This is a genomic window from Leisingera sp. M658 (assembly GCF_025144145.1).
GTDB lineage: Bacteria > Pseudomonadota > Alphaproteobacteria > Rhodobacterales > Rhodobacteraceae > Leisingera.
Genome location: NZ_CP083546.1, coordinates 1,796,434 through 1,819,056, shown reverse-complemented (window position 1 = coordinate 1,819,056; position 22,623 = coordinate 1,796,434). Strand labels below are relative to the sequence as shown.

General features: G+C 63.0%; 18 protein-coding genes. 10 read left to right on the top strand and 8 right to left on the bottom strand.

The genetic code is table 11. The features are described from left to right. Positions 1-515: 515 nt before the first annotated feature. From K3724_RS09115 to K3724_RS09095, 5 genes are all read left to right on the top strand, one after another. On the top strand, positions 516-1,655 hold the full coding sequence (locus tag K3724_RS09115) for an acyl-CoA dehydrogenase family protein (RefSeq protein WP_259992014.1): 1,140 nt from the start codon (positions 516-518) through the stop codon (positions 1,653-1,655). Positions 1,656-1,706: 51 nt separating this feature from the next. Next, positions 1,707-2,753 (top strand): enoyl-CoA hydratase/isomerase family protein, encoded by a 1,047-nt coding sequence (locus K3724_RS09110; RefSeq protein ID WP_259992012.1) that lies wholly within the window; start codon positions 1,707-1,709, stop codon positions 2,751-2,753. Further along, a complete protein-coding gene (gene mmsB / locus K3724_RS09105) occupies positions 2,750-3,625 on the top strand; it encodes a 3-hydroxyisobutyrate dehydrogenase (RefSeq protein ID WP_259992010.1) in 876 nt (291 codons plus the stop codon). Before K3724_RS09110 ends, mmsB begins: the two co-directional genes overlap by 4 nt. A gap of 211 nt (positions 3,626-3,836) precedes the next feature. Continuing rightward, positions 3,837-5,408 carry a Hint domain-containing protein gene (locus K3724_RS09100; RefSeq protein WP_259992008.1) on the top strand — a complete coding sequence of 524 codons (1,572 nt, stop codon included), beginning with the start codon at positions 3,837-3,839 and terminating at the stop codon, positions 5,406-5,408. 98 nt (positions 5,409-5,506) lie between these two features. Next, on the top strand, positions 5,507-5,860 hold the full coding sequence (locus tag K3724_RS09095; protein ID WP_259992006.1) for a hypothetical protein: 354 nt from the start codon (positions 5,507-5,509) through the stop codon (positions 5,858-5,860). Positions 5,861-5,877: 17 nt separating this feature from the next. Here K3724_RS09095 and K3724_RS09090 read toward each other — a convergent pair whose 3' ends face one another. Next, positions 5,878-6,648 carry a helix-turn-helix domain-containing protein gene (locus K3724_RS09090; RefSeq protein WP_259992004.1) on the bottom strand — a complete coding sequence of 257 codons (771 nt, stop codon included), beginning with the start codon at positions 6,646-6,648 and terminating at the stop codon, positions 5,878-5,880. 121 nt (positions 6,649-6,769) lie between these two features. On the opposite strand from K3724_RS09090, the gene K3724_RS09085 reads away from it, so the two are divergent. Then, the gene (locus tag K3724_RS09085; protein WP_259992002.1) at positions 6,770-7,204 is read left to right on the top strand and encodes an excinuclease ABC subunit A; all 435 of its coding nucleotides are present in this window, start codon (positions 6,770-6,772) and stop codon (positions 7,202-7,204) included. A gap of 118 nt (positions 7,205-7,322) precedes the next feature. Here the strand turns inward: K3724_RS09085 and uvrA are convergent, their stop codons facing one another. The 5 genes from uvrA to K3724_RS09060 all read right to left on the bottom strand — a co-directional run bounded on the left by uvrA (position 7,323) and on the right by K3724_RS09060 (position 15,410). Beyond that, on the bottom strand, positions 7,323-10,181 hold the full coding sequence (gene uvrA / locus K3724_RS09080; protein ID WP_259992000.1) for an excinuclease ABC subunit UvrA: 2,859 nt from the start codon (positions 10,179-10,181) through the stop codon (positions 7,323-7,325). A 280-nt stretch (positions 10,182-10,461) separates the two neighbouring features. Beyond that, on the bottom strand, positions 10,462-11,631 hold the full coding sequence (locus K3724_RS09075; protein WP_259991998.1) for an MFS transporter: 1,170 nt from the start codon (positions 11,629-11,631) through the stop codon (positions 10,462-10,464). Positions 11,632-11,764: 133 nt separating this feature from the next. Next, positions 11,765-13,159 carry a dihydrolipoyl dehydrogenase gene (gene lpdA / locus K3724_RS09070; RefSeq protein WP_259991996.1) on the bottom strand — a complete coding sequence of 465 codons (1,395 nt, stop codon included), beginning with the start codon at positions 13,157-13,159 and terminating at the stop codon, positions 11,765-11,767. A 259-nt stretch (positions 13,160-13,418) separates the two neighbouring features. Next, positions 13,419-13,997, bottom strand: a complete 579-nt coding sequence (locus K3724_RS09065) for a DUF924 family protein (protein ID WP_259991994.1) — start codon at positions 13,995-13,997, stop codon at positions 13,419-13,421. A gap of 138 nt (positions 13,998-14,135) precedes the next feature. Next, the gene (locus K3724_RS09060) at positions 14,136-15,410 is read right to left on the bottom strand and encodes an MFS transporter (RefSeq protein WP_259991992.1); all 1,275 of its coding nucleotides are present in this window, start codon (positions 15,408-15,410) and stop codon (positions 14,136-14,138) included. Here K3724_RS09060 and K3724_RS09055 point away from each other — a divergent pair. Further along, positions 15,386-15,601, top strand: a complete 216-nt coding sequence (locus tag K3724_RS09055) for a hypothetical protein (RefSeq protein ID WP_259991990.1) — start codon at positions 15,386-15,388, stop codon at positions 15,599-15,601. The two genes, K3724_RS09060 and K3724_RS09055, sit on opposite strands and share 25 nt — an antisense overlap. Here the strand turns inward: K3724_RS09055 and queA are convergent. Further along, on the bottom strand, positions 15,577-16,662 hold the full coding sequence (gene queA / locus K3724_RS09050; RefSeq protein ID WP_259991988.1) for a tRNA preQ1(34) S-adenosylmethionine ribosyltransferase-isomerase QueA: 1,086 nt from the start codon (positions 16,660-16,662) through the stop codon (positions 15,577-15,579). The two genes, K3724_RS09055 and queA, sit on opposite strands and share 25 nt — an antisense overlap. Positions 16,663-16,723: 61 nt before the next feature. Further along, entirely contained in the window at positions 16,724-20,248 is a 3,525-nt protein-coding gene (locus K3724_RS09045; protein ID WP_259991987.1) for a DUF3971 domain-containing protein, read from the bottom strand. A 50-nt stretch (positions 20,249-20,298) separates the two neighbouring features. On the opposite strand from K3724_RS09045, the gene K3724_RS09040 reads away from it, so the two are divergent. From K3724_RS09040 to K3724_RS09030, 3 genes are all read left to right on the top strand, one after another. Further along, positions 20,299-20,760, top strand: coding sequence for a peroxiredoxin (locus tag K3724_RS09040; protein ID WP_259991985.1), 462 nt, complete (start codon positions 20,299-20,301; stop codon positions 20,758-20,760). 258 nt (positions 20,761-21,018) lie between these two features. Further along, complete coding sequence (locus K3724_RS09035) at positions 21,019-21,861, top strand: ferritin-like domain-containing protein (protein WP_259991983.1); 843 nt, start codon at positions 21,019-21,021, stop codon at positions 21,859-21,861. A 182-nt stretch (positions 21,862-22,043) separates the two neighbouring features. Continuing rightward, complete coding sequence (locus tag K3724_RS09030; protein WP_259991981.1) at positions 22,044-22,547, top strand: hypothetical protein; 504 nt, start codon at positions 22,044-22,046, stop codon at positions 22,545-22,547. Positions 22,548-22,623 lie beyond the last annotated feature (76 nt).

Sequence of the window (22,623 nt, the reverse complement as noted above, 5' to 3'; positions counted from 1 at the left end):
GTACCTCGGCATTTTCCCTTGGCGCCCCTGCTTTTGGACCGTTCATTTGTCTTTGCAATGCCCGCTTGGCGCGCAAACCGGGCGCGCCGTACTTTCCATTCTGCACCAGCGGCGAATGACCGGATAGTCCCGCCAACCCCTACAACAGCCCTTTAAACACCCTTTAAAACCCTCTGCCGCCCGGCGTTTTTTTACGGTTTGGGCGGCGGATTGCCGGGTATTGCAACGGGAAGTGTCCCGTACTGCAATGCGAAGTGTCCCAAAATCCCGGCGTCAAAACCCGGAACCGGTGCAGATCCGGGCTGGCTAAACCCCGGTTTCAGGCCTAAAAATCAGGGGAATTGCAAAAATGAGTTGCTGCAACGGGAAGTGTCCCGCACTGCAACGCGAAGTGTCCCGCTACACCGCCACAAACTGCACGGTGGCTTTGCATTTGCGCAGCTTGCCTCAGCGCCGCGTGCCCGCTATTAAATAAACAACTGTTCAATTCATCTGAGCGACGGGAGGAGCTGCTTATGGATTTCGCGCTGACTGAGGAACAGCAGGCCATCTTCGATATGGCTCATGCGTTCGGCCAGGAAAATATCGCGCCGCATTCCCGGCAGTGGGAAAAAGACGGCACCATCCCCAAATCCCTGTGGCCGCGATTGGCAGAGCTGGGATTTGGCGGGCTGTATGTGTCCGAGGAATACGGCGGCTCCGGCCTCTCGCGCCTGGATGCCACTCTGGTGTTCGAAGCACTGGCGATGGCGGACCCCGCCATTGGATCGTTCCTGTCGATCCACAACATGTGCGGCGGCATGATCGACAAGTTCGGCTCTGAAGAGACCAAGCAGAAATGGCTGCCCGCGCTTTGCACAATGGAGAAGATCTTCTCCTATTGCCTGACCGAACCCGGTTCCGGTTCCGACGCCGCCGCCCTCAAAACCCGCGCCGAGCGCAGCAATGAGGGCTATGTGCTGAACGGCACCAAGGCGTTCATCTCCGGCGGCTCCTACTCCGACGCCTATGTCGTGATGTGCCGCACCGGCGAGGATGGCCCCAAGGGCATCTCCACTGTGGTGGTCGAGGATGGCGCGCAGGGCCTGTCGTTCGGCGCGCTGGAGGACAAGATGGGCTGGAAGGCGCAGCCCACCTCGCAGGTGCAATTCGACGATTGCGCGATCCCGGCGGACAACCTGATCGGTGAGGAAGGCAAGGGCTTTTCCTACGCCATGGCAGGCCTCGACGGCGGGCGGCTGAACATTTCGGCTGGTGCCCTGGGCGGCGCCCAGACGGCGCTGGACCAGACCGTGCAGTATATGTCCGAGCGCAAGGCCTTCGGAAAGTCCATCAACCAGTTCCAGGCGCTGCAGTTCCGGCTGGCGGAATATGAAACCCGCCTGCAGGCTGCCCGCACCTTCCTGCGCCAGGCGGCGTGGAAGCTGGATACCGGCGCGCATGACGCCTCCAAGTTTTGCGCCATGGCCAAGCTGATGGTCACCGACACCGCCTTTGATGTGGCCAACGGCTGCCTGCAGCTGCACGGCGGCTACGGCTATCTGGCCGACTACGGTGTCGAGAAGATCGTCCGCGACCTGCGGGTGCATCAGATCCTGGAAGGCACCAACGAGATCATGCGCCTGATCGTCGCCCGCCAGCTGATAGCTGAGTAAACTGCAGCCGACAGAATTACACCGGCGCAACACCACGATGGAGCACCCAGGATGAGTGATATCCATATCCGCAAGACCGGCCAGGCCGGCCGCATCACCTTTACCCGCCCCAAGGCGCTGAACGCGATGAGCTATGAGATGTGCATGGCGATTGATGCCGCCATGCGCGGCTGGGCCCAGGATGACACTGTCAAGCTGGTGGTGATCGACGCCGAGGGCGACAAGGCCTTTTGCGCCGGTGGCGACATTGCCGAGCTGTATGATACCGGCACCAAGGGCGACTACAGCTATGGCCGCACCTTCTGGCGCGATGAATACCGGCTGAACGCGCTGATTTTCGAATACAAGAAACCGGTGACCAGCTTCATGCAGGGCTTCACAATGGGCGGCGGTGTTGGCATCGGCTGCCATGGCACCCACCGGGTTGTGAACGAGACCAGTCAGATTGCCATGCCCGAGGTCGGCATCGGCCTGGTGCCGGATGTGGGTGGTTCGCTGATGCTGGCGCTGGCGCCGGACCATTTGGGTGAATATCTTGGCATGACCGCGGCCCGGATGGGCGCGGATGACGCGATCCTGGCTGGTTTTGCTGACTTTTTCATCCCGCAAGAGCAATGGCCCGCACTGATATCCGCGCTGGAAGAAACCGGCAGCGCCAAACTGGTGGAGGACGCCGCCCTGCCCGCTCCGCAAGGAAAGCTGCGCCCGGCACTGGCGGATATCACCCGCCATTTCGCCAAGGACTCACTGGAAGACATTCAAGCCAGCCTCCAGGCCGAGGGCAGCGATTTTGCCGCCGCGACGCTGAAGCCTCTTAGCCGCAACTCGCCTCTGTCGATGGCCTGCACGCTGGAAATGCTGCGCCGCCTGCGTGCTGATGGCCCTGCCATCCGCCGGGCGCTGGATCTGGAATACCGCTTCACCTTCCGCGCCATGGACCAGAGCGATTTCCTGGAGGGCATCCGCGCCCAGATCATTGACAAGGACCGCAATCCGAAATGGCAATATGCGGGCCAGCCGGTGCCGGCCCAGGCGATTGAAGACATGCTGGCGCCCTTGGGCGCTGATGCACTGACATTCGAGGAGGAACTCTCATGAAAATCGGATTTATCGGGCTTGGCAACATGGGCGGGCCGATGGCCGCCAACCTAGCCAAGGCAGGCCATGAGGTCACCGGTTTTGATATGGCCGATGTCAGCATCGAAGGCGTGACCATGGCCGCCTCCGGCCCCGAGGCCGCGGCAGGTGCAGAGGCCGTCATCACCATGCTGCCCAACGGCGCCATCCTGCGCCTTGTCGCCGCTGAGATCATCCCGGCGATGACCAAGGGCGCTGCCTTCATCGACTGCTCCACCGTTGATGTGGACTCGGCCCGCGCGGTGGCCGAACAGGCCGACGCCGCAGGTCTTTTGTCCGTGGACGCCCCGGTCTCCGGCGGCATCGGCGGTGCGGCCGGCGGCACGCTCACCTTCATGGCCGGCGGCTCGGCTGATGCCTTTGCCGCCGCCGAACCGCTGTTTGATATCATGGGCCAGAAGGCTGTGCATTGCGGCGAGGCCGGCGCTGGCCAAGCCGCCAAGATCTGCAACAACATGATCCTCGGCGTCACCATGATCGCCACCTGCGAAGCCTTTGCGCTGGCGGACAAGCTGGGTCTGGACCGGCAGAAGATGTTCGATGTGGTCTCCACCTCCTCCGGCTATAGCTGGACCATGAACGCCTATTGCCCCGCCCCCGGCGTCGGCCCGCAATCGCCTGCCGACAACAATTACCAGCCCGGATTTGCGGCTGAGCTGATGCTGAAGGACCTGGGCCTTAGCCAGCAAGCCGCGGCCAGCGCCGACGCCGACACGCCGATGGGTGAACTGGCCATGGCGCTGTACAAGAAATTCGTCGAGGACGAAGACGGCAAAGGCATGGACTTTTCCGCCATGCTGCCCCGGTTTGAGACACGCAGCCGCAACGGCTGAGGCCTGCCTCCTCAACCGCAGGCTTTGAACAAATGACCTGTCAGGCGGCCTGTTCCGGGCCGCCTCTTGCTATCCGGCTTTCTTAAAATATCCCTAAAATTCGAGTAAACTCCAGGATTTCGGCGCCAGTCCGCCACAGTTCTGTCTCAGTTCCCCAGCATTCCGGTAAGTGATCGTAAATTCTCGCACACCCGGAGGCGCGCTGTCTGTTATGGCCACGGCAACGGAACTGAACATTAACTCCTCTGCGACTGCCACCCAGATGGCGGAGGAAATTTTTGGCGACGGCGTCACGGTTGAAAACGCCAGCTACAGCGGCGATGCCCTGTCATCGGGCATCTATTCCGGCGCTGATACAACCACACCTGGCGTGGCGCCCGCAGATTCCGGCGTGATCCTGTCAACCGGTTACGCCCGCGACTTTACCAACAGCAGCGGCACCACCAACACCAACGTCCGCGGCAACACCAGCACCAATACCACCGGCGCCAACAACGACGCGGATTTCAACGCTCTGGCCGGTGCCGCCACCCGCGATGCCTCGTTTCTGGAGATCGACTTCACTCCTGCAGGCGACTTGCTGACCATCGACTTTGTGCTGTCGTCCGAGGAATACCCCGAGTTCGCCAATTCGCAATACAATGACGTGGTCGGCGTATGGGTGAACGGGGTCGAGGCCCAGGTCTCCATCGGCAACGGCACCGCCTCGATCGGCAATATCAACGATGGCACCGAAAACGTCTATGTCGATAACACCGGCGACCAGTTCAACACCGAAATGGACGGGTTCACCATCACCCTGACCTTTGTCGCTCCGGTGAATGCAGGGGAGATCAACACCCTCAAGATCGGCGTCGCCGATACTGTGGACAGCAGCTATGACACCAACCTGCTGATTGCCGGCGGCTCAGTGCAGACAGCGGTGGTTGCGCAGGATGATCAGGAAGACATCGCGATCAACAAGACCCGTGTGGTGGATGTTCTGGACAACGACACCGCCGCCGCCGGCACGCTGACTATCACCCATATCAACGACCAGGCCGTCTCGGCCGGGGATACCGTCACCCTGGCCACCGGCCAGCAGATCACTTTGAACGCCGACGGCACCCTGACCGTCGTCACCGACGGCGACCTGGAAACCGTCTACTTCAACTACACTGCAGACAACGGACTGGGCAACTCCGACACCGGCCTGGTCGAGATCAACCAGACCGTGCCCTGCTTCCTGCGCGGCACCATGATCCGGGTGCCCGGCGGCGAGATGCGGGTCGAGGATCTGCGCCCCGGCATGGAGGTTCTGACCTACGACCATGGCCCGCAGGTGCTGCAATGGGCGGGCAGCCGCCGCATCGCCTGCACGCCGCGAACTGCTCCGATCCGCTTTTCCAAAGGCAGCTGCGGCAATATCCGCGACCTTTATGTGTCGCCGCAGCACCGGATGCTGGTTTCCGGCAGCCGCGCCGAGTTGCTGTTCGGCGAGGGTGAGGTACTGGTCAAGGCAAAGGACCTGGTGAACGACAGCACCATCCGCCCGGCGCTGGAGATGCAGGAAGCGCAGTATGTCCACCTGCTGTTCGGCCGCCACCAGATTCTCTGGGCCGATGGCGCCCTCAGCGAAAGCTACCAGCCCGGCCCGCAAACAGCGGCAGGATTTGACGCAGGCACCCTGGCGGAAATCCGCGAATTGTTCCCGGAACTCTGCGCTGAAACCGGCCGCGGATACGGAAATGCGGCGCGGCTGGCCCTGCGCAGCCATGAAGCGCGGGTTCTTGCCGCCGCGTAAGCAACTGCAGGCGGGCCGCCGCCGCCGGCTTTACCGCCCTCTTGGATTTTGCGCCTGGCCCGTTATGTCAAAGGCGACCAGGAAAGGACCCGCCGTAAATGGTACGCCGTTATTTTGTTTCCATCATTGTTCTCACTGCCGCTTGTGCAGTGGCTATTCCGCTTGCTGCTGGCAATGGCATCGGGCATGGCAAGTCAGACCAGGCAGGTTTGCACTGCCCGGCGGGCCTGGCCAAGACCTCATCGCATTGCGTGCCGCCGGACCATGCCAAGAAGTTCTACCGCCGCGGCGACCATATTCTGGATGAGTACATCTGGATCGGGACTCCCGGCGAATGGGCACCGGACCCATTTGGCAGCTATGTTCAGGCCGGCGGCTATGTTTATCAGGTGAACCGCGAGACCCAGAAAGTGCTGCGCCTGATCGGTGCAGAGGCTGACCTGGAGAACTAGACCGGTCGCACTGCCTGCTAGCGGACGCCCATCGCGGCCATCGCCTCCCGCGTGGCCTCATCAGCCGGAAACAGCATTTCGATCCGCAGCTCTGACATCGCCAGATCCCCAGTGCCGCCGAACTGGGTAATGGTGGAAAAGAACGACAGCACCTGCCCGCCCAACCGGTAGCGGGCCGGGATCACCGCGGGCAGTTCCCCCTCCGGTGCGCTGCCCGAGGCCGCCACCATCCGCTGCAGCCGCTCCACCGCCTGTTCCAGCACCGGATCCTCGCCGAAATGGGCCAGCTCGGTTCTAAGCCGGGCCAGGCTCAGCCGTTCGATATCCTGCAGGTTCTCCAGCGCTTCCCGCAGACCGGCGTTCTCCAGCAGAGCCTCAATCAGGCTGCAGCCCGCACGGATCCCAACGCCTTCAAGCATTAGGGCCGCAGGCCGGTTCAGGCGCAAAAGCCGCCAATGCCGGTCGATCATCAGCGCCGGATACGGCTCATGCGCGATCATCATTTGTTCAGCGGCCTGTTTCAGCGGCGCCAATTCCGCATCGTTCAGTTTCCGCCGGGCAAAGGCAGGTGCCAGACCGGCAGCCGCCAGCAGCTGATTGCGCGCCCCGCCCGGCACCTGCAGCTCATCGCTCAAGCGCAGCACCATGCCGCGGCTCGGCCGCGACCTTCCGCTCTCCAGAAAAGACAGATGCCGCGCCGAGACCCCGGCCTCCAGCGCCAGCGCCATCTGGCTCATCCGCCGCAGCCCGCGCCATTTCTTCAGAACCGCGCCGAAACCTTCCGCCATGAGCTGACTCCTTTTGCCGCAGCATAGACGGCCACAATCAGAAGTTCACTTACCTCCAAGGTAATTGTTTCGTTTCCGCGCCTGCCCGCATTCTGCGCGCAGACATCATCAGGAGCTTCCAATGACCCACGCCGCATCAATCCGCATGCTTAAGATCGTCTCGATTCTCTCTGCCGCTTTCGGCCTCGCCATGGTGCTGGCGCTGGCCACCCCGCTCGGCACAGCACTAAGCCTGTTCATTGATCTCGCCTTCCTGCCGCTGGACGGCGCCCAGGCGCTCACCCCTGGTTCGGCCGCCCTGATGACCGCCATCAGCGGCGGGCTAATGTGCGGCTTTTGCGTGCTGATCTATCTGGTGACAGAGCATATCTACAGCGCCGATCCCGCCCTGGGCCGCCGCTTGCTGATCCCGGCGCTGCTGGCCTGGTACATCCCCGACAGCCTCGGCTCCCTCGCCGCGGGCGCCTGGTTCAACGTGGTGATGAACACGCCCTTCCTGCTGCTGTTCCTGGTGCCGCTGTTACTGGCCCGCCCCGCCGCCGCCCAGACTGCATGAAAAAGGAGGGGGAAACCGCCCCCTTTCATCTTTCTAGAAATACTCCGGGGTGAATTGGCCAAAGGCCAAGAGGGGCAGCGCCCCTCTTCCATCCAACGTGAGGGACAGTGCCCTGCCCTTACTCCGCCGCCACCTTCCGTGCCGCCAGAATGTCCTTCAGGTACCGCCCGGTGTGGCTGCGCGGCTCATCTGCCACGGCTTCGGGCGTGCCCGCCGCAACAATCTCTCCGCCGCCATCGCCGCCTTCGGGGCCGATGTCGATGATCCAGTCGGAGGTCTTGACCACATCCAGATTATGCTCAATCACCACCACAGAATTGCCCTGCTCCACCAGCTCGTGCAGCACTTCCAGCAGCTTCTTCACATCCTCGAAATGCAGACCCGTGGTCGGCTCATCCAGAATATACAGCGTCCGTCCGGTCGAGCGTTTCGACAGTTCCTTCGACAGCTTCACCCGCTGCGCCTCGCCGCCGGACAGCGTTGTCGCCTGCTGGCCCACCTTGATATAGCCCAGACCAACCCGCATCAGCGCATCCATCTTGTCGCGGATCGACGGCACTGCCTGAAAAAACTCCTGCGCGTCCTCGACCGTCATATCCAGCACATCGGCAATGCTCTTGCCTTTGAACTTGATCTCCAATGTCTCGCGGTTATAGCGGGCGCCCTTACAGGTTTCGCAGGTCACATAGACGTCGGGCAGGAAATGCATCTCGATCTTGATCACGCCATCGCCCTGGCAGGCCTCGCAGCGGCCGCCCTTGACGTTGAAGGAGAACCGCCCGGGTTTGTAGCCGCGCGTCTTGGCCTCCGGCAGGCCGGCAAACCAGTCGCGGATCGGGGTAAAGGCGCCGGTATAGGTCGCCGGGTTCGACCGCGGCGTGCGCCCGATCGGGCGCTGGTCGATGTCGATCACCTTATCCAGATGCTCCAGCCCCTTGATGCTCTCGCAAGGCGCGGGCGTCTGCCGCGCGCCGTTGAGGCGCATGGAAGCGGTCTTGAACAGCGTCTCAATCGTCAGTGTCGATTTGCCGCCGCCGGACACGCCGGTCACACAGACAAACTTGCCCAGCGGGAACTCGGCTGTGACCTCTTTCAGGTTGTTGCCAGTGGCTTTCACCACCTTGATCTTCTTCTTATTGCCCTTGCGGCGCTTGGGCGGCACCGCGATTTCGCGTGTGCCCGACAAATACTGGCCGGTGATCGAATTCACATCCGAGGCAACCGCTCCGGGCGTGCCGTGGCTTACCACCTCGCCGCCATGCACCCCGGCGCCGGGGCCGATGTCGAACACATAATCCGCCTGGCGGATCATGTCCTCGTCGTGCTCCACCACAATCACCGTATTGCCCTGATCGCGCAGGTTCTTCAGGGTCCCGATCAGCCGGTCATTGTCGCGCTGGTGCAACCCGATCGAGGGCTCGTCCAGTACATAGAGGACCCCGGTCAGGCCTGAGCCGATCTGCGACGCCAGCCGGATCCGCTGGCTCTCGCCGCCGGACAGGGTGCCGGAATTGCGGCTGAGAGACAGGTATTCCAGCCCGACATTGTTCAGGAACCCCAGCCGCTCGCGGATTTCCTTGACAATAGCACGGGCGATCTCCTGTTTCTGCTGGCTCAGATGGTTCGGCACATCCTCGATCCAGGCCAGCGCCTCGCGGATCGACAGCTGCACCACCTGGCCTGCATGCACGCCGGCAATCTTCACCGCCAGCGCCTCAGCGCGCAGCCGGTAGCCCTCGCAATGGTGGCAATGGCGGTTGTTCTGATAACGTTCGAACTCCTCGCGGATCCAGTTGGAATCGGTCTCACGGTAGCGCCGCTCCATATTCGGAATGACGCCCTCGAACGTGCGTTCGACCTGATAAACCCGCCCGCCCTCGTCATAGCGGAACATGATCTCTTCCTCGCCGGAGCCATACAGGAACACCTGCTGCACCTTCTCGGGCAGGTCCTTCCAGACGGTGTTCTTGTTGAACTGGTAATGCTTGGCGATGGCCTCAATCGTCTGCAGGAAATAGGGCGACTTGCCCTTGCGCCAGGGCGCCAGCGCGCCGTCATAAACCTTCAGGGACTGATCCGGCACCACAAGGCGCTCGTCAAAAAACAGCTCAACCCCCAGCCCGTCGCATTCCGGGCAGGCCCCGAACGGCGCGTTGAAGGAGAACAGCCGCGGCTCGATCTCGGGAATGGTGAAGCCGCTGACCGGGCAGGCGAAATTCTCACTGAAGGTGATCCGCTCCGGATCGCCTTCCTTGGGTGCGGTTTCCAAAATGGCGATGCCGTCCGCCAGATCCAGCGCGGTGCGCAAACTGTCCGCCAGCCGCGTTTCCATGCCTTCCCGCACCACCAGCCGGTCGACCACAACGTCGATGTCATGGCGGAACTTCTTGTCCAGCGTCGGCGGCTCGTCCAGCTCATAGAATTCGCCGTCCACCTTCACCCGCTGGAAGCCCTGCTTGCGCAGCTCCAGGAATTCCTTCTTATACTCGCCCTTGCGGTCGCGGACGATCGGCGCCAGCAGAAAGCCGCGGGTGCCGTCCTCCATCTCCATGATCCGGTCGACCATGTCCTGCACCTGCTGCGCCTCGATCGGCTTGCCGGTGGCGGGGGAATAGGGCGTGCCTGCGCGGGCAAACAGCAGCCGCAAATAGTCATAAATCTCGGTCACCGTGCCAACGGTTGAGCGCGGGTTCTTCGACGTCGTCTTCTGCTCAATCGAAATCGCCGGAGACAAGCCGCTGATGTGGTCGACATCCGGCTTTTCCATCATATCCAGGAACTGGCGGGCATAGGCCGACAGGCTCTCGACATAGCGGCGCTGGCCCTCGGCATAGATGGTATCAAACGCCAGGCTGGACTTGCCCGAACCGCTAAGGCCGGTGATCACCACCAGCTCATCGCGCGGAATATCCACGTCGATGTTCTTCAGATTATGCTCGCGCGCGCCGCGTACTTCGATGGATTTCAGCTCAGCCATAATGCCCCCGTGCCCGCGCCTGCCAAACCAGCGGCAAACGCCCGCCATACAAATAGGGAATGCACCGGGAAACGCCAAGCCCCAAAAAAGAACATATCACGAACAAGACAAAACTTGCTGACAGCAGCTGGCAGCAGGTTGCGCCGGCCCCGGATCAAACCGGAAAACACGCGTTTTCCGGCCCGGATTTCAACCGGAATCCGGCGCGCCGCTTGCGGCGCCACGCCCAACAGGCGACGGCCCCCGGCACGGGGGCCGGTGACGGGCGGGAGAGGCCCCCTTAAGCCATGCTGCGCCGCCGCGCTGACAGCAGACCATGCACCGCAGCACCGCTCAGGAACAGTACCAGCAGCACCGCCATCATGCCGCCAAAGCCACCGCCAGCCAGTGCCAGCACCATCAGCGGCGTGCCGATGGTATTGCCCAGATTGCCCATCTGCGCCATCGCACCGCTGGACTGCGCCCGCGCTGCCGAACTGCTGCTCAGCTGCGGCACCGCCGCAAAGGAGCCGCCCTGCACCAGCCCCATAGCCCCCGCCATGGCGATACAGGCGGCCGGCGCGCCGGGCATGGCCCACAGCCACAGGGCGGCAGCGGCACAGGCCAGGAACCCCAGCTGCGCCAGCCGCACCCCCGGCAGGAACCGCAGCAGATACACCCCCAGAGTCATCGACACCGCAATGCTGGCCAGCGGCATCATCCCCAGCACAAAGGCGCGCATGTCCTCGGCGATATAAGGCGGGATCACCGTCAGCACCGCCACAAAACAGCAGGTGTAAAACAGCCAGCCCGCGGCCGGCGCCGAAATCCAGGGAGACCGGTAAATGGGCAGATGCAGCCCCGGCAATTCCGCCAGACGCGGCAGCGGCCCCCGCTCCGGCACGGGTACATCGCGCAAAGAAAAGCCCAGCAGCAGCGCCAGTCCCGCCATTACGCCCGCATGTGCAACGAATAGCGCCAGCAATCCCCAGGCATCCGCCAGCGGCAGGCCGAACCAGGCCAGCAGGGTAAAGGCGACGGCAAAGAAGGTACTCCACAGGGTCATCGCCAGCCCGCGCCCACTGTCTGAGCTAAGCTGCGCAATCAGCACCGGCCCGGCAACCACAATGCCCAGATGCGACAGCCCCTCGACCACTCGGGACGCCAGAAACACCCCGAACGGCAGATGCAGCGCTTGCAGAGCAGACATCGCCGCCCCCGCCCACAGCGCCCAGACCAGCGTGCGCCGGTAGCCAAAGGCCGCCACATACAGCCCCGCCACAGCCCCCAGCAGAATGCCCAAAGTCCCGACCAGCGACACGGAAAAGCTGATCGCGTTGCCCGCCTCCGGGTACAGCTCCCCCATCCGGCCAAAGATCACACTGATCTTGCCGTATTGCGCAGCCGCCCCCAGGCCTGCGCCCCAGACCGCCAGGATCAGCCCCCAGCGCGAATTTCCGGATGCCGTCATGGCCGCTGCCCCTGTTGTATCACTTGATCAGCCTCTGGTTACCCCGGACCCGGCGCCGGGACCAGAGCCCAGCCGCCAAAGAAAAAGGCGGCCCGTCACAGGCCGCCTTTTCTAACTCCGCTGCATGCGCAGCTTACATATGGATCACCCGGCCGTAGGCATCCAACACCGATTCATGCATCATCTCCGACAGCGTCGGATGCGGGAATACGGTGTTCATCAGATCTTCCTCGGTGGTTTCCAGCTGGCGGCCCACCACATAGCCCTGAATCAGCTCAGTCACTTCGGCGCCAACCATATGGGCACCCAGCAGCTCACCGGTCTTGGCGTCAAAGACGGTCTTCACCATGCCCTCCGCCTCTCCCAGCGCAATCGCCTTACCGTTGCCGATGAAGGGGAAGCGGCCGACCTTGATGTCATAGCCCAGCTCCTTGGCCTTCGCCTCGGTGTAACCGACCGAGGCCACTTGCGGCTGGCAATAGGTGCAGCCGGCAATGCTTTCGGGTTTCACCGGATGGGCGTGTTTGCCCGCAATCAGCTCGGCCACCATGACGCCTTCATGCGACGCCTTATGCGCCAGCCAGGGTGCGCCGGCGATGTCGCCGATGGCGTAAAGTCCATCAACTCCGGTGCGGCAGTATTCGTCGGTCACAACATGGGTACGGTCAACCTTGACGCCCAGACCTTCCAGACCCAACCCCTCAACATTGCCAACGATGCCCACGGCAGAAATCACGGTGTCGAATTCCTGTTTCTCGATCTTGCCGCCAACCTCGATATGGGCCGTTACCTTACCCTTACCGCGGTCCAACTGCTTGACCATGGCTTTCTCCATGATCTTCATGCCCTGTTTGACAAAGGCCTTCTTGGCAAAGGCCGAAATCTCGGCGTCTTCCACCGGCAGCACCCGGTCCATCACCTCAACCACCGTGGTGTCAGCACCCAGCGTGTTATAGAAGCTGGCAAATTCAATGCCGATCGCGCCCGAGCCGATGACCAGCAGCTTCTTTGGCATCCGTGGCGGTTGCAGCGCGTGCTTGTAGGTCCAGACCAGATCGCCGTCGGCCTCCAACCCCGGCAGCTCACGCGCCCGTGCACCGGTGGCCAGCACGATATTCTTGGCGGTCAGCTCTTCGGTGCCTTTGTCGGTCTTGACCGACACCTTGCCCTTGGACGGGAGGGACGCCTCGCCCATCACCACAGCAATCTTGTTCTTCTTCATCAGATGGCCGATGCCGGAGGACAGCTGTTTCGCCACCCCGCGCGAGCGTTTCACCACCGCGTCCAGATCATAGCCGATATTTTCCGCTTTCAGGCCGAAATCCTTGGCCCGCTCCATCAGGTGGAACACCTCAGAGGAGCGCAGCAGCGCCTTGGTCGGGATACAGCCCCAATTGAGGCAGATACCGCCCATATGCTCGCGCTCGACAATGCAGGTTTTCAGACCCAGCTGTGCGGCACGGATGGCCGCGACATAGCCCCCCGGCCCGGCGCCGATTACGATCACGTCATAAGATTGTGCGGCCATAGTGCTCCCTCGCCCTCGAACAGGTTCCAAAACTAGTTTACCGTTAAACTATTTTTTTCTGCGCTGCAATCATCCTCTACTGCGGCATAGCGGCCATGCAAGAAACAGCGCAACGCCGTCTGAACAGGCTATGCTGCAGGCAAACATCCTGCCAGCACAATTTTGCATTCACCGGGGAAAGACAGCGGCTGGCGCCCCCCAATGGAAAACGCCGCGCCCCTTTCAGGGCGCGGCGTTTTCTATTGCTTCAGATCCGGGTTCAGCCGGCAGCTTGCACTTGCCGCACGGTCTCGCCGTAGCCGCCCGCCATCACGTAATCCAGCTCCGGCGCGGTGCTGGCGCGGTGCAGCGCCTCGTTGCGGTAGGGGAAGCGGCCGAACTGGCGGATCACCTCGCGGTGGGCCCGGGCATGCAGCAGGTTGCTGGTGCCGGTCCGGGGCATCCGTTCCAGCATCAGCCGGATGCAGCGTTCCTGGTCGCACAGGTTTTCGGAATGCATCAGGGGCAGATAGAAGAACTGGCGCGCCGGTTCGTCGATCTTCTTGTCCCATTTCTTGTTGATCGCCACCTTGGCCGCCGACAGCGCCGCCCGGTCAGAGGCAAACGCCTTGCCTTCGCCGCGGAACATGTTGCGGGGGAACTGGTCCATCAGGAGGATGTAGGCCAGGGTGCCGCTGGGGTAGGTCAGCCAGAAGGAAAACCTGCCCTCGCAGGCCTCCTCCCAGGTCTTTTGAAACGTCGTGCGGATCTCCTGATCCAGCGCGTCATCCTGCAGATACCATCCCTTTTCCCCAACCTTATCGAGCCAGAATGCAAGTATCTCTTCGGGACCAGTCATCGGTCGTAACTCCAAGTTTTTCCTGACCCTAACTTCAGGCCATTTTACATTACCATTACAAGTAACCTTGGGTCACAAATTGCGACAGGCAAGACCTCTGTGTGAAATAATCCTCACAATTCCGGCTGGTTAGCGCAATCAATTCTCCTCGCCGGCGGTTTCCTGCTCTTCCAGCTCGGTCTCAATCGCGTACTCCTGGGCAAACTCAACCGCCACAGGCGTCGAGCTGGGATACATCGCGGCAAAGCTCCCGGTCTCGTCAACCGGCGTCGCAGCGCGCTGGGTCATTCGGTAAGCCGCATAGACGGCCATCAAGAACATCAGCGCCGCAATCAGCGCAAAGAAGCCAGCCGGGCCAAACACCGCGTCGCTCATCAGCCAGCCGGTGATCATCGGGCCAGCAATGGCGCCCAGCCCGTTGATGAACACCAGCCCGCCTGATGCCGCCGCCATGTCCTCATGCTCAAGGTAGTCGTTGGTATAGGCGATCAGCAGCGAATACAGCGGATTCGACAGGCCGCCGATGATAAAGGCCGCAACCAGCAGCATCTTAAAGTCCATGCCGTAGAAAAAGCCCAGCACCGCGCCGCAGCCGCCTGCAGCCGCCACCACCATGATCAGCAGCCGCCGGTCCATCCGGTCCGAGACCCAGCCCAGCGGATACTGCAGGATGGTGGCGCCGATATAGAAGGTCGCGATAAACAGCGACAGGTTGCCCAGGCTCAGCCCCGCAGCGGCGCCGTAAACCGCGCTCATCCCGAACTGGGCGGAAAACACGCCGCCCAGAATGAACATGCCGACACAGCCCAGCGGCGAAATCCGCATGATCTCGCGCAGGGTCATCGGTTTGGTGGTGTCAAACGCCGGGGTCGGCGAGATCGACAGCAGAATGGGCGCAAAGGAGATCGAAACCAGGATCGAGGCGATGATGAACGCCTCGTAACCGGCTGGATCGCCAACCTGAATCAGCCCCTGCGCAGCGATGATACCGACCATCTGCACGATCATGTAAAGCGACAGCGCCTTGCCCCGGTTGGAATTGTCCGCAGAGTTGTTCAGCCAGCTTTCCGCCGTCACATACACGCCGGAAAAGCAAAACCCGATGATCACGCGCCCCAGCCCCCAGGCCACGGTATTCGGCAGCACCGGATACAGGATCATCACCGCCGAAATGAATGAGGCCAAGGCCGCAAACACCCGCACATGGCCAACCCGGCGGATCATCTCCGGCGCCAGCCGCGAGCCGCCCAGGAAGCCGACGAAATAGGCCGCCATCACAATCGACATCTGGAAGGTGGAAAACCCTTCCAGCTCGCCCCGCACACCCAGCATGGTGCCCTGCAGGCCGTTGCCGACCATCAGCAGCATCATACCCAAGAGCAGCGCCCATGCGCTCGACAGCACCTGCAGCATTTTATGCCTCCTTTGAAAGCAAAGCAGCCCTCCACAAGGGACGGGCTGCCATCACATTTGAATGTTATGTACGGGCGATCAAGGCTCGCGTGGCCGGTATCGCTGATTCAGATTTCAATTTCATGACCCGGATTGCGCTATACGGGGTCATGGTTGCGGCGCTTGTCTATGGATTCGCGCCGCTTTTCTGAGGTGTATCCGCCTTAGCCGGGATCAAAAGCGACGCGTCGCCATAAGAAAAGAACCGGTAGCGGTTGCCGACAGCGTGTTCATAGATCCGGCGGATCTCCTCCTGCCCCATCAGCGCTGACACCAGCATCAGCAGGGTCGATTTCGGCAGGTGGAAATTGGTCATCAGCGCATCCGCCACCTGGAAATCGAATCCGGGGTAGATAAAGATATCCGTATCGCCTTCCCAAGCGTGGATCTGTCCGTCCTTGGCGGCACTTTCGATCAGCCGCAGCGCGGTGGTGCCGACCGGGATCACCCGCTTTCCTGCGGTCTTGGTCGCAACGATCTCTGCCGCAGCCTGCTCACTGACCTTGCCCCATTCCGCGTGCATCCGGTGGGTGGTCACATCCTCGACCTTGACCGGCAGAAAGGTGCCCGCGCCCACGTGCAGGGTGACATAGGATAGGTCCACCCCGCGCGCGGTCAGCGCATCCAGCAGCGCTGCGTCGAAATGCAAAGAGGCGGTCGGCGCCGCCACCGCACCGGTATTGCGGGCCCAGACGGTCTGGTAATCTGTCTTGTCCTGCTCATCCGCGGCGCGTTTGGCGGCGATATAGGGCGGCAGCGGCATCGCGCCGGCCTCAGCCAGCGCTGTGTCGAAATCCGTACCGCTCAGATTGAAACGAAGATGCCCCTGGCCTTCGGAAATCCCTTCCAGCGTTGCGCTCAGATCGTCCGAGAAAACAATCGCCTCACCCGGCTTGATCTTTTTCAGCGGTTTCAGCAGCGCCGCCCAGGTGCCATCGGCGCGCGGCTCCAGCAGGGTCGCCTCGATTTTGGCCGCCACGGCGCCTTGCGCGCTGTCACGGTGGCGCAGCCCGCTCAGCCGGGCCGGGATCACCTTGGTGTCGTTCAGCACCAGCCGGTCGCCGGGTTGCAGCCATTGCACCAGATCGGTCACCCGGCCATCATGCAGTTCCCCGCCAGCAGCCACCAGCAGCCGCGCCGCGCTGCGCGGATTGGCAGGCCGGGTGGCAATCAGATCGTCGGGCAGGTCGAAGTCGAAATCGCTGAGTTTCATGTCGCGCGCTATAGGCTGTGCTGCAGGGGAAATCTACGGTGTTTTTCGCCGTTTGTCAGGGTCACTTGTCGGCGCCCCGCGGTGTCCGGTACTGCCTGCGCTCTTCTTGCGCTTCTTCTTCTTCCGCCGTGAAGGCGCGCTGCTGGCCTGGAACCTTTGGCGCCGGGCCGCGGAAAATCTCGCGCAGAAAGCCCGGCGCCAGCCCCGCCAGCGGGTTGACCGAGACCGCAGGATCATCCGCCGTGCCGCGCAGGGTGAAGGTAAAACCTATCAGCCCCTCGCCGTCGCGCGGTGCCAGGATCCTGCCGATTGCGTTGACCAGGTAAATCGGTGAAATCACGCCGCGCATGTTCAGCCGGCTGTTTTCCAGGTCAAAATTGCCGTCCAGTGACAGCCCCATCGATGGGCCGACCGCGCTGCTTTGATGCAGGATCAGATGCGAGGCGCCCAGCCGGAACTGCCCGTTCATGCTGGTGAACAGGATGCCCTGGCCGGTCATCTCATCCAGCAGCCCGATCAGGCTGATCGCATTCAGGATCGCCGCCATTGACGGCGCATTGCGGATCCGGATGTTTCGCACATTGACCTTGCCGTCGTATTCGCCCGGCTTGTCCGCCGGGATCAGGGTCATCTCAAAACGGCCGCCGCGGCCATGTTCAAACATCCCGGCCGAGCGGAACACGCCCCCTGCATCATTGGCCCGGATCCGCGCCGCGGTGCCGCCGTTCTGCGGCACCACGGTGCCCGCCACCGGGGTCTGGCCGTTCAGGCGGGCGGTGAATTCGCCGTTCATGCCGCCCTGGGTGGAAAACCGGCCTTGAAAATTCTGCAGCCCGATACTGTCGGTCACCTGCAGGTTCTGCAGCCGCAGGGTTACCGGGCTCGACCCGCCGCCGCCGCTGCTGCTGCCACCGCTGGCTGAGGTTGCCGAAAACGGCGAACGGTTCAAATCCAGCCGGCCGCCGGTCACCTCGATGGCGGGCGGTGCTGCACCGCGCCCGCGGAAAGTCACAGACCCGCGGAACCAATCCCCTGCCCGTGCGGATGAAAACACCGCCTGATCCAGCCCGCCGCCTTTGCGCGTGGCCACACTCCCGGTGGCAGCCAGCCCAGGCGCCTGCAACGTCAGCTGTTCTACCGCGGCGGTCTCACCCAGCAGCGCCGAAACCGACAGCTCCCCCTTTGCCGCCTCGCCTTTGCGCCAGCTGATCTCGGGGATCCGCAGGCCAAGCCCCGCCAAATCCGACTGCAGTTCCAGACGCGGCGGCGCCCCTGGGGCCAGATCCACAGAATATTGCCCCTGGCCTTTGCCAAAGACTGCCCCGCGCGGCAGGCCAAGATTAAAGGCCTCCACCGCCTGCGACGACAATTCAATAGTCCCCTCCACCCGGCTGTCCGGCGGCGCGTCCTTGCCGATCCGCTGCTGCCAGCTGGCCGTCAGCGGCACCCCGGACAGGCTGCCTGCGCCGCTAAGGCGCACTTGGCTCTGATTGCCTTCCACGTCCAGCACCGGGGCCGCCGCGACATGGCCCGGCACCAGTATTCTGCTTTCCACGGCGCGAACCGTACCGCGGTAATGATACAGGATATCCTCTACCGGCACCTGCTTTTGCAGCGGCAGCGCCAGCGTGCCCTCCGCCTCCACCTGCCCTTCGGCAAGATCCACCGGCAGGCCGGCCTTTTCCATCACCTGCAGCGGTTCCCGGTTCAGCAGCGACAGCGCCGCCGTCGCCGTCCCGCGCGCCATGATCCGGGCAATGCCAGGGGTGCCGTCCTTGGCCGACACATCCGGAATAATAAAGGAGGTGCCCGCCACCTCAACCTCGCCGCCCTTCTCAGCCGTCACCGTTCCGCCGGAGGCCGTCACCACAAAGCGGTCGCCGTAGAGACTCAGCTGGCCCGCGGCCTTGCGCACCGGCGGCATGAACTTCTGAAAAACCACCTCGGCGCCGTCAAAGGCCAGGTCCAGGCTGACAAAGGGCTTGCCGCTGCCGCGCCCGCGCATGTGGAACCCGACATTGCGCACCTCGCCGTCCCGCAGGTTTTCCCGCACCCAAAGACGCGGGTTCGGCGCCAGCGGCTCCGGCCACAGTTCCTTGACCCGCTGGACAGACACCTGGTCAACGCTGCCGTTCAAATCGTAATCCCAACCCTCGGGACCAGCACCGATATCGCCGTCAAAATGAATGCGGCTGTCCCCGTCGCGCACCAGCATCTCGCCCAGGCGCAGCCGGAACGGGGCAAGGCTCAGGTCAAAATCCGCATCAACGACGGGGAATTTGACGGGTGTTTCAAACAGACGGCGCGGGTTCAGTTCCAGATCGGAAAACCGCAGCTGCCCCACCAACCCGGTCAGCTGCCCGTTTTGCACCCCGGCCAGGCTCGCCTGCCCCTGCATCACCCCGGACCCCCAGCCGCTTTGCACGCTGAGTTCCGAGAACTTCAGCAGCTGCTCTGCCGGGTAATAAGTGAAATAGCTGCGCGCGCCGGTAATCGGCACCGGCCGGGTCTGGGCGGCCGGCTGGATCACACCTTCGCCGATGCGCAGGCTGGCCTGCACCGGCGCAATCCCGCCATCGCTGAACACCTCGCCGCGCAAGGAACCGGAAATCGGCGCCCGCAGCACCCCCAGCCAGCCAAGCGCCGGGCTTTGCAATGCGATATCCTCGCTGGCGATGTCCGACACCAGAAACCCGAACTCGGCACCGGGGCTGCCGATCTCAGAGGTGTAGCTCGCCTCCACCGTGCCCACGCCGCCGCGTCCGCTCAGGACCGAAAACACGGCGGACAGGGACACCGTGCTGCCGTCGCGCTTCAGTCCGATCCGGCCGCCGTCCAAGGTCCAGGCGCGGCCCAGCCGGTCGTCGGTGTAGGACAGCGTCAGCGCGCTGGTCTCCATGCCGGCAAGCGCAGCCAGCACCGGTTTTTGCAGCTGGCTGTCCCATTGCTCGATCAGCTCCGCCAGATTGCCCGCCTGCCGCGACGGCAGCCCGCCGCTGGCAAAACTGATCGCAAAAGAACCGTCCTTGTTGCGCCGCAGGGTCGCAAACAAGCCGTTCAGCGAAATCTGCTTGGGCTGCAGCTTGCCGCGCAGCAGCGGCCGCATCGCCAGGCTGGCCTGGGCATCGGCCAGCTGTGCAAACAGGGTGCCATCCGGGTGCCGCAGCACTACATCCTTCAGGCTGACCCGCGGCCGCAAGCCCTTGTTCACGACCACGTGAATGGCGCCGAATTCGATCTGCAGCCCGTTCAGATGCCGCTCAATCCGGGTTTCCACCCGGCTCCGCACCCAATCCGGCGCATCCAGCCGGGTGCCGATCCCGAAATAGACCGCAGCGGCGGCCAGAAAGCTCAGCAGCGCCAGCATCCAGATACACCCGCGCAGCAGCCGCCAGCGCCAGCGGCGGCGCGCAGGCCGTTGCACCGCGCCATGACCTGACACCGCGCCCGGTTCCGCACCTGGCTCCGAACCGCGTCCAGGCACGGCTTCAGCACCCGGCCCCGGACCCTTCACGGGCAACGCCTCAGCAGCAGCGCGGTTATTCTCGCCGGCAGGTTTGATCTCAGCTTTCCCTTTGCTGCTCATGGGTTATGTTTGCCGCGCAATGATGTTCGCAAATGACCGGAGACAGGCCAATGCTCGACGTTTCAGATCCCGCCCCTTCCTTTACCCTGCCCCGCGGCGGCGGCGGAGAGGTCGCTTTGTCCAGCCTCCAGGGCGCGCCCGTGGTGCTGTTTTTCTATCCCCGCGATAATACCCCCGGCTGCACCAAAGAATCCATCGGCTTTTCAGAGGCTTTGCAGGCATTCGCCGATGCCGGCGCTCACGTTTTCGGGATTTCCAAGGACAGCCTGAAGAAGCATGAGAATTTCACCGCCAAACACGGGCTGACCACGCCGCTTCTGTCGGATGCAGAGGGCACCGTGTGCGAGGATTACGGCGTCTGGAAGGAAAAGAGCATGTACGGCAAAAAACACTGGGGCATTGAACGTTCCACCTTTCTGATTGGCGCCGATGGCCGCATCGCCCGCGCCTGGCGCAAGGTCAAGGTCGATGGCCACGTGGACGAGGTGCTGGCCGCCGTCCAGGCGCTCTGATCCCGCACCGCCCGTCCGGACGGTGCACTCCCGCCAGCTCAGCCCGCGCCCTGCCGGGCGCAACCGCCACTGTTGGGTCCGGCGCCGCCCCATCCGGGCGGCGCGCAGCGCGCATTCCGCGCGCTGCCATGCCCAAGGCTGCCAGGGGGATCAGCCTGCTGATCACCCGCAGGCGCGGGAGCGCCCCGGTTTCTGTTCTGGACTCCGGCGGCCAAATCAGGTGAACCCGGCACAGCCCGCCGATTGAGGAGACGCCGCATGACCCATCAGCCCCTTTCGCTTGCCGAACGTGCCGCCGAGGTGCTGACCACCGCAGATGGGCGCGCCAAGACCGAGCTGTCCCGCCGCCATGCCGCCGAGTGGTTCGCTTACCGCAAAGGCGATGCGCCGGAGATCGCCATCGGCACCGCCGCGCCGCCCATGCACCCGGCCCGACCGGACCGGCCAGAGCTGCTGCATCCGCGCGACGTGCCCAAACGCAAACCGGGATCCGAGGCCGGCCGCATCGCCCTGCTTCACGCTGTGGCCCATATCGAACTCAATGCCGTTGACCTTCATTGGGACATCATCGCGCGGTTTTCCCATGTGCCGATGCCAATGGGGTTCTTTGACGACTGGGTCCAGGCGGCGGATGAGGAATCTAAACATTTCAACCTGATGTGCGACTGTCTTGAAGCGCTGGGCAGCCAGTATGGCGCCCTGCCTGCCCATGCCGGCATGTGGCGCGCCGCCGAGGACACCGCGCAAGACCTGATGGGCCGCCTCGCGGTGGTGCCGATGGTGCTGGAGGCGCGCGGGCTGGACGTCACTCCCGGCATGATCGGGGTCTTCCGCAAGGCCGGCATCACCCAGGCGGTAGACGCCCTGGAAGTGATCTATGCCGAGGAAGTCAGCCATGTCGCCTATGGCTCCAAATGGTTCAATTTCCTTTGCGGACGGGACAATCTGGATCCCAAGGAAGTGTTCCACGCGCTGGTGCGCAAATATTTCCACGGCGCACTCAAACCGCCGTTCAACGAGGAAAAACGCGCCGATGCCGGCCTGCCGCCGGATTTCTACTGGCCGCTGGCCGATCAGGCCCGGGTGCTGCCCGGCAGCTGACCCGACCTGCTGCCTGCGGCCGCCGCCGCACCGAATGGTCCTGTAACACTCCTCGCAACGAGGCCCGGGCCGGATCACCAATCAGTGAGATCGCGCCGCAACGAATTGACGTTGCGGCCGCCGTCCCGATGTTCAGCAGAAGCAAAGCGCCAACTTACCCTTACACAGGAAGACCAACTGCCATGACGTCCGCCGGCCGCCGCGCCCTTCCCGCCTGCCCCGGGTTCAATGTCCAAACCCTTGGCCTGATGTTCATTTCCGGCTTCTTTGCCACCAACGCTTTTGACCTTTGGGGGCAGGTGATCAGCCCTGGCATGGGATTCGCCAGCCTGTCGCCGCACGGGCTGGCCCGCAGCCTTCTGGGCAGCCTGGGCCTGCCAAACGGCGATTTTGCCGGTTATTTTGTGCATTTCTACCTGGTCGGCCTGATCGGCTACCCGGCGGGCTGGCTGTTCCTATTTGCTCCCGTCTGGAACCGGGTGGCAAGCGGCACCCATTGGTTGCTGCCGTCTGCGCTCTATGGCTTTGGCCTTTGGGTATTTGCCATCGGCGGCATCACCGCCATCGCCGGGCTGCCGTTCTTCCTGAACTTCACCGGAATCGCCTGGGTCGCCCTGGCTGGCCACGTGCTTTTCGGGATTGTCCTGGTGGCTATCCTGCGCCTGATCGGCCGCTCCCCGGATTGAGGTCCGGATAGAACCCGGCAACTTAGCCGGGTTCTCCCGACGCAAGCCCCGGTTTCTTCGGCAAATTTCCGCCTAT

Excerpts from the sequence above, each read along its gene's own strand:
- K3724_RS09060 (WP_259991992.1), bottom strand. The coding sequence starts at position 15,410 with ATGCTGCAGGTGCTGTCGAGCGCATGGGCGCTGCTCTTGGGTATGATG.
- K3724_RS09035 (WP_259991983.1), top strand. The coding sequence starts at position 21,019 with ATGACCCATCAGCCCCTTTCGCTTGCCGAACGTGCCGCCGAGGTGCTG.
- mmsB (WP_259992010.1), top strand. The coding sequence starts at position 2,750 with ATGAAAATCGGATTTATCGGGCTTGGCAACATGGGCGGGCCGATGGCC.
- K3724_RS09030 (WP_259991981.1), top strand. The coding sequence starts at position 22,044 with ATGACGTCCGCCGGCCGCCGCGCCCTTCCCGCCTGCCCCGGGTTCAAT.
- lpdA (WP_259991996.1), bottom strand. The coding sequence starts at position 13,159 with ATGGCCGCACAATCTTATGACGTGATCGTAATCGGCGCCGGGCCGGGG.
- K3724_RS09085 (WP_259992002.1), top strand. The coding sequence starts at position 6,770 with ATGACCCACGCCGCATCAATCCGCATGCTTAAGATCGTCTCGATTCTC.
- K3724_RS09095 (WP_259992006.1), top strand. The coding sequence starts at position 5,507 with ATGGTACGCCGTTATTTTGTTTCCATCATTGTTCTCACTGCCGCTTGT.
- K3724_RS09115 (WP_259992014.1), top strand. The coding sequence starts at position 516 with ATGGATTTCGCGCTGACTGAGGAACAGCAGGCCATCTTCGATATGGCT.
- K3724_RS09040 (WP_259991985.1), top strand. The coding sequence starts at position 20,299 with ATGCTCGACGTTTCAGATCCCGCCCCTTCCTTTACCCTGCCCCGCGGC.
- K3724_RS09045 (WP_259991987.1), bottom strand. The coding sequence starts at position 20,248 with ATGAGCAGCAAAGGGAAAGCTGAGATCAAACCTGCCGGCGAGAATAAC.
- K3724_RS09090 (WP_259992004.1), bottom strand. The coding sequence starts at position 6,648 with ATGGCGGAAGGTTTCGGCGCGGTTCTGAAGAAATGGCGCGGGCTGCGG.
- K3724_RS09110 (WP_259992012.1), top strand. The coding sequence starts at position 1,707 with ATGAGTGATATCCATATCCGCAAGACCGGCCAGGCCGGCCGCATCACC.
- K3724_RS09100 (WP_259992008.1), top strand. The coding sequence starts at position 3,837 with ATGGCCACGGCAACGGAACTGAACATTAACTCCTCTGCGACTGCCACC.
- K3724_RS09065 (WP_259991994.1), bottom strand. The coding sequence starts at position 13,997 with ATGACTGGTCCCGAAGAGATACTTGCATTCTGGCTCGATAAGGTTGGG.
- queA (WP_259991988.1), bottom strand. The coding sequence starts at position 16,662 with ATGAAACTCAGCGATTTCGACTTCGACCTGCCCGACGATCTGATTGCC.
- K3724_RS09075 (WP_259991998.1), bottom strand. The coding sequence starts at position 11,631 with ATGACGGCATCCGGAAATTCGCGCTGGGGGCTGATCCTGGCGGTCTGG.
- K3724_RS09055 (WP_259991990.1), top strand. The coding sequence starts at position 15,386 with ATGCGCTCGACAGCACCTGCAGCATTTTATGCCTCCTTTGAAAGCAAA.
- uvrA (WP_259992000.1), bottom strand. The coding sequence starts at position 10,181 with ATGGCTGAGCTGAAATCCATCGAAGTACGCGGCGCGCGCGAGCATAAT.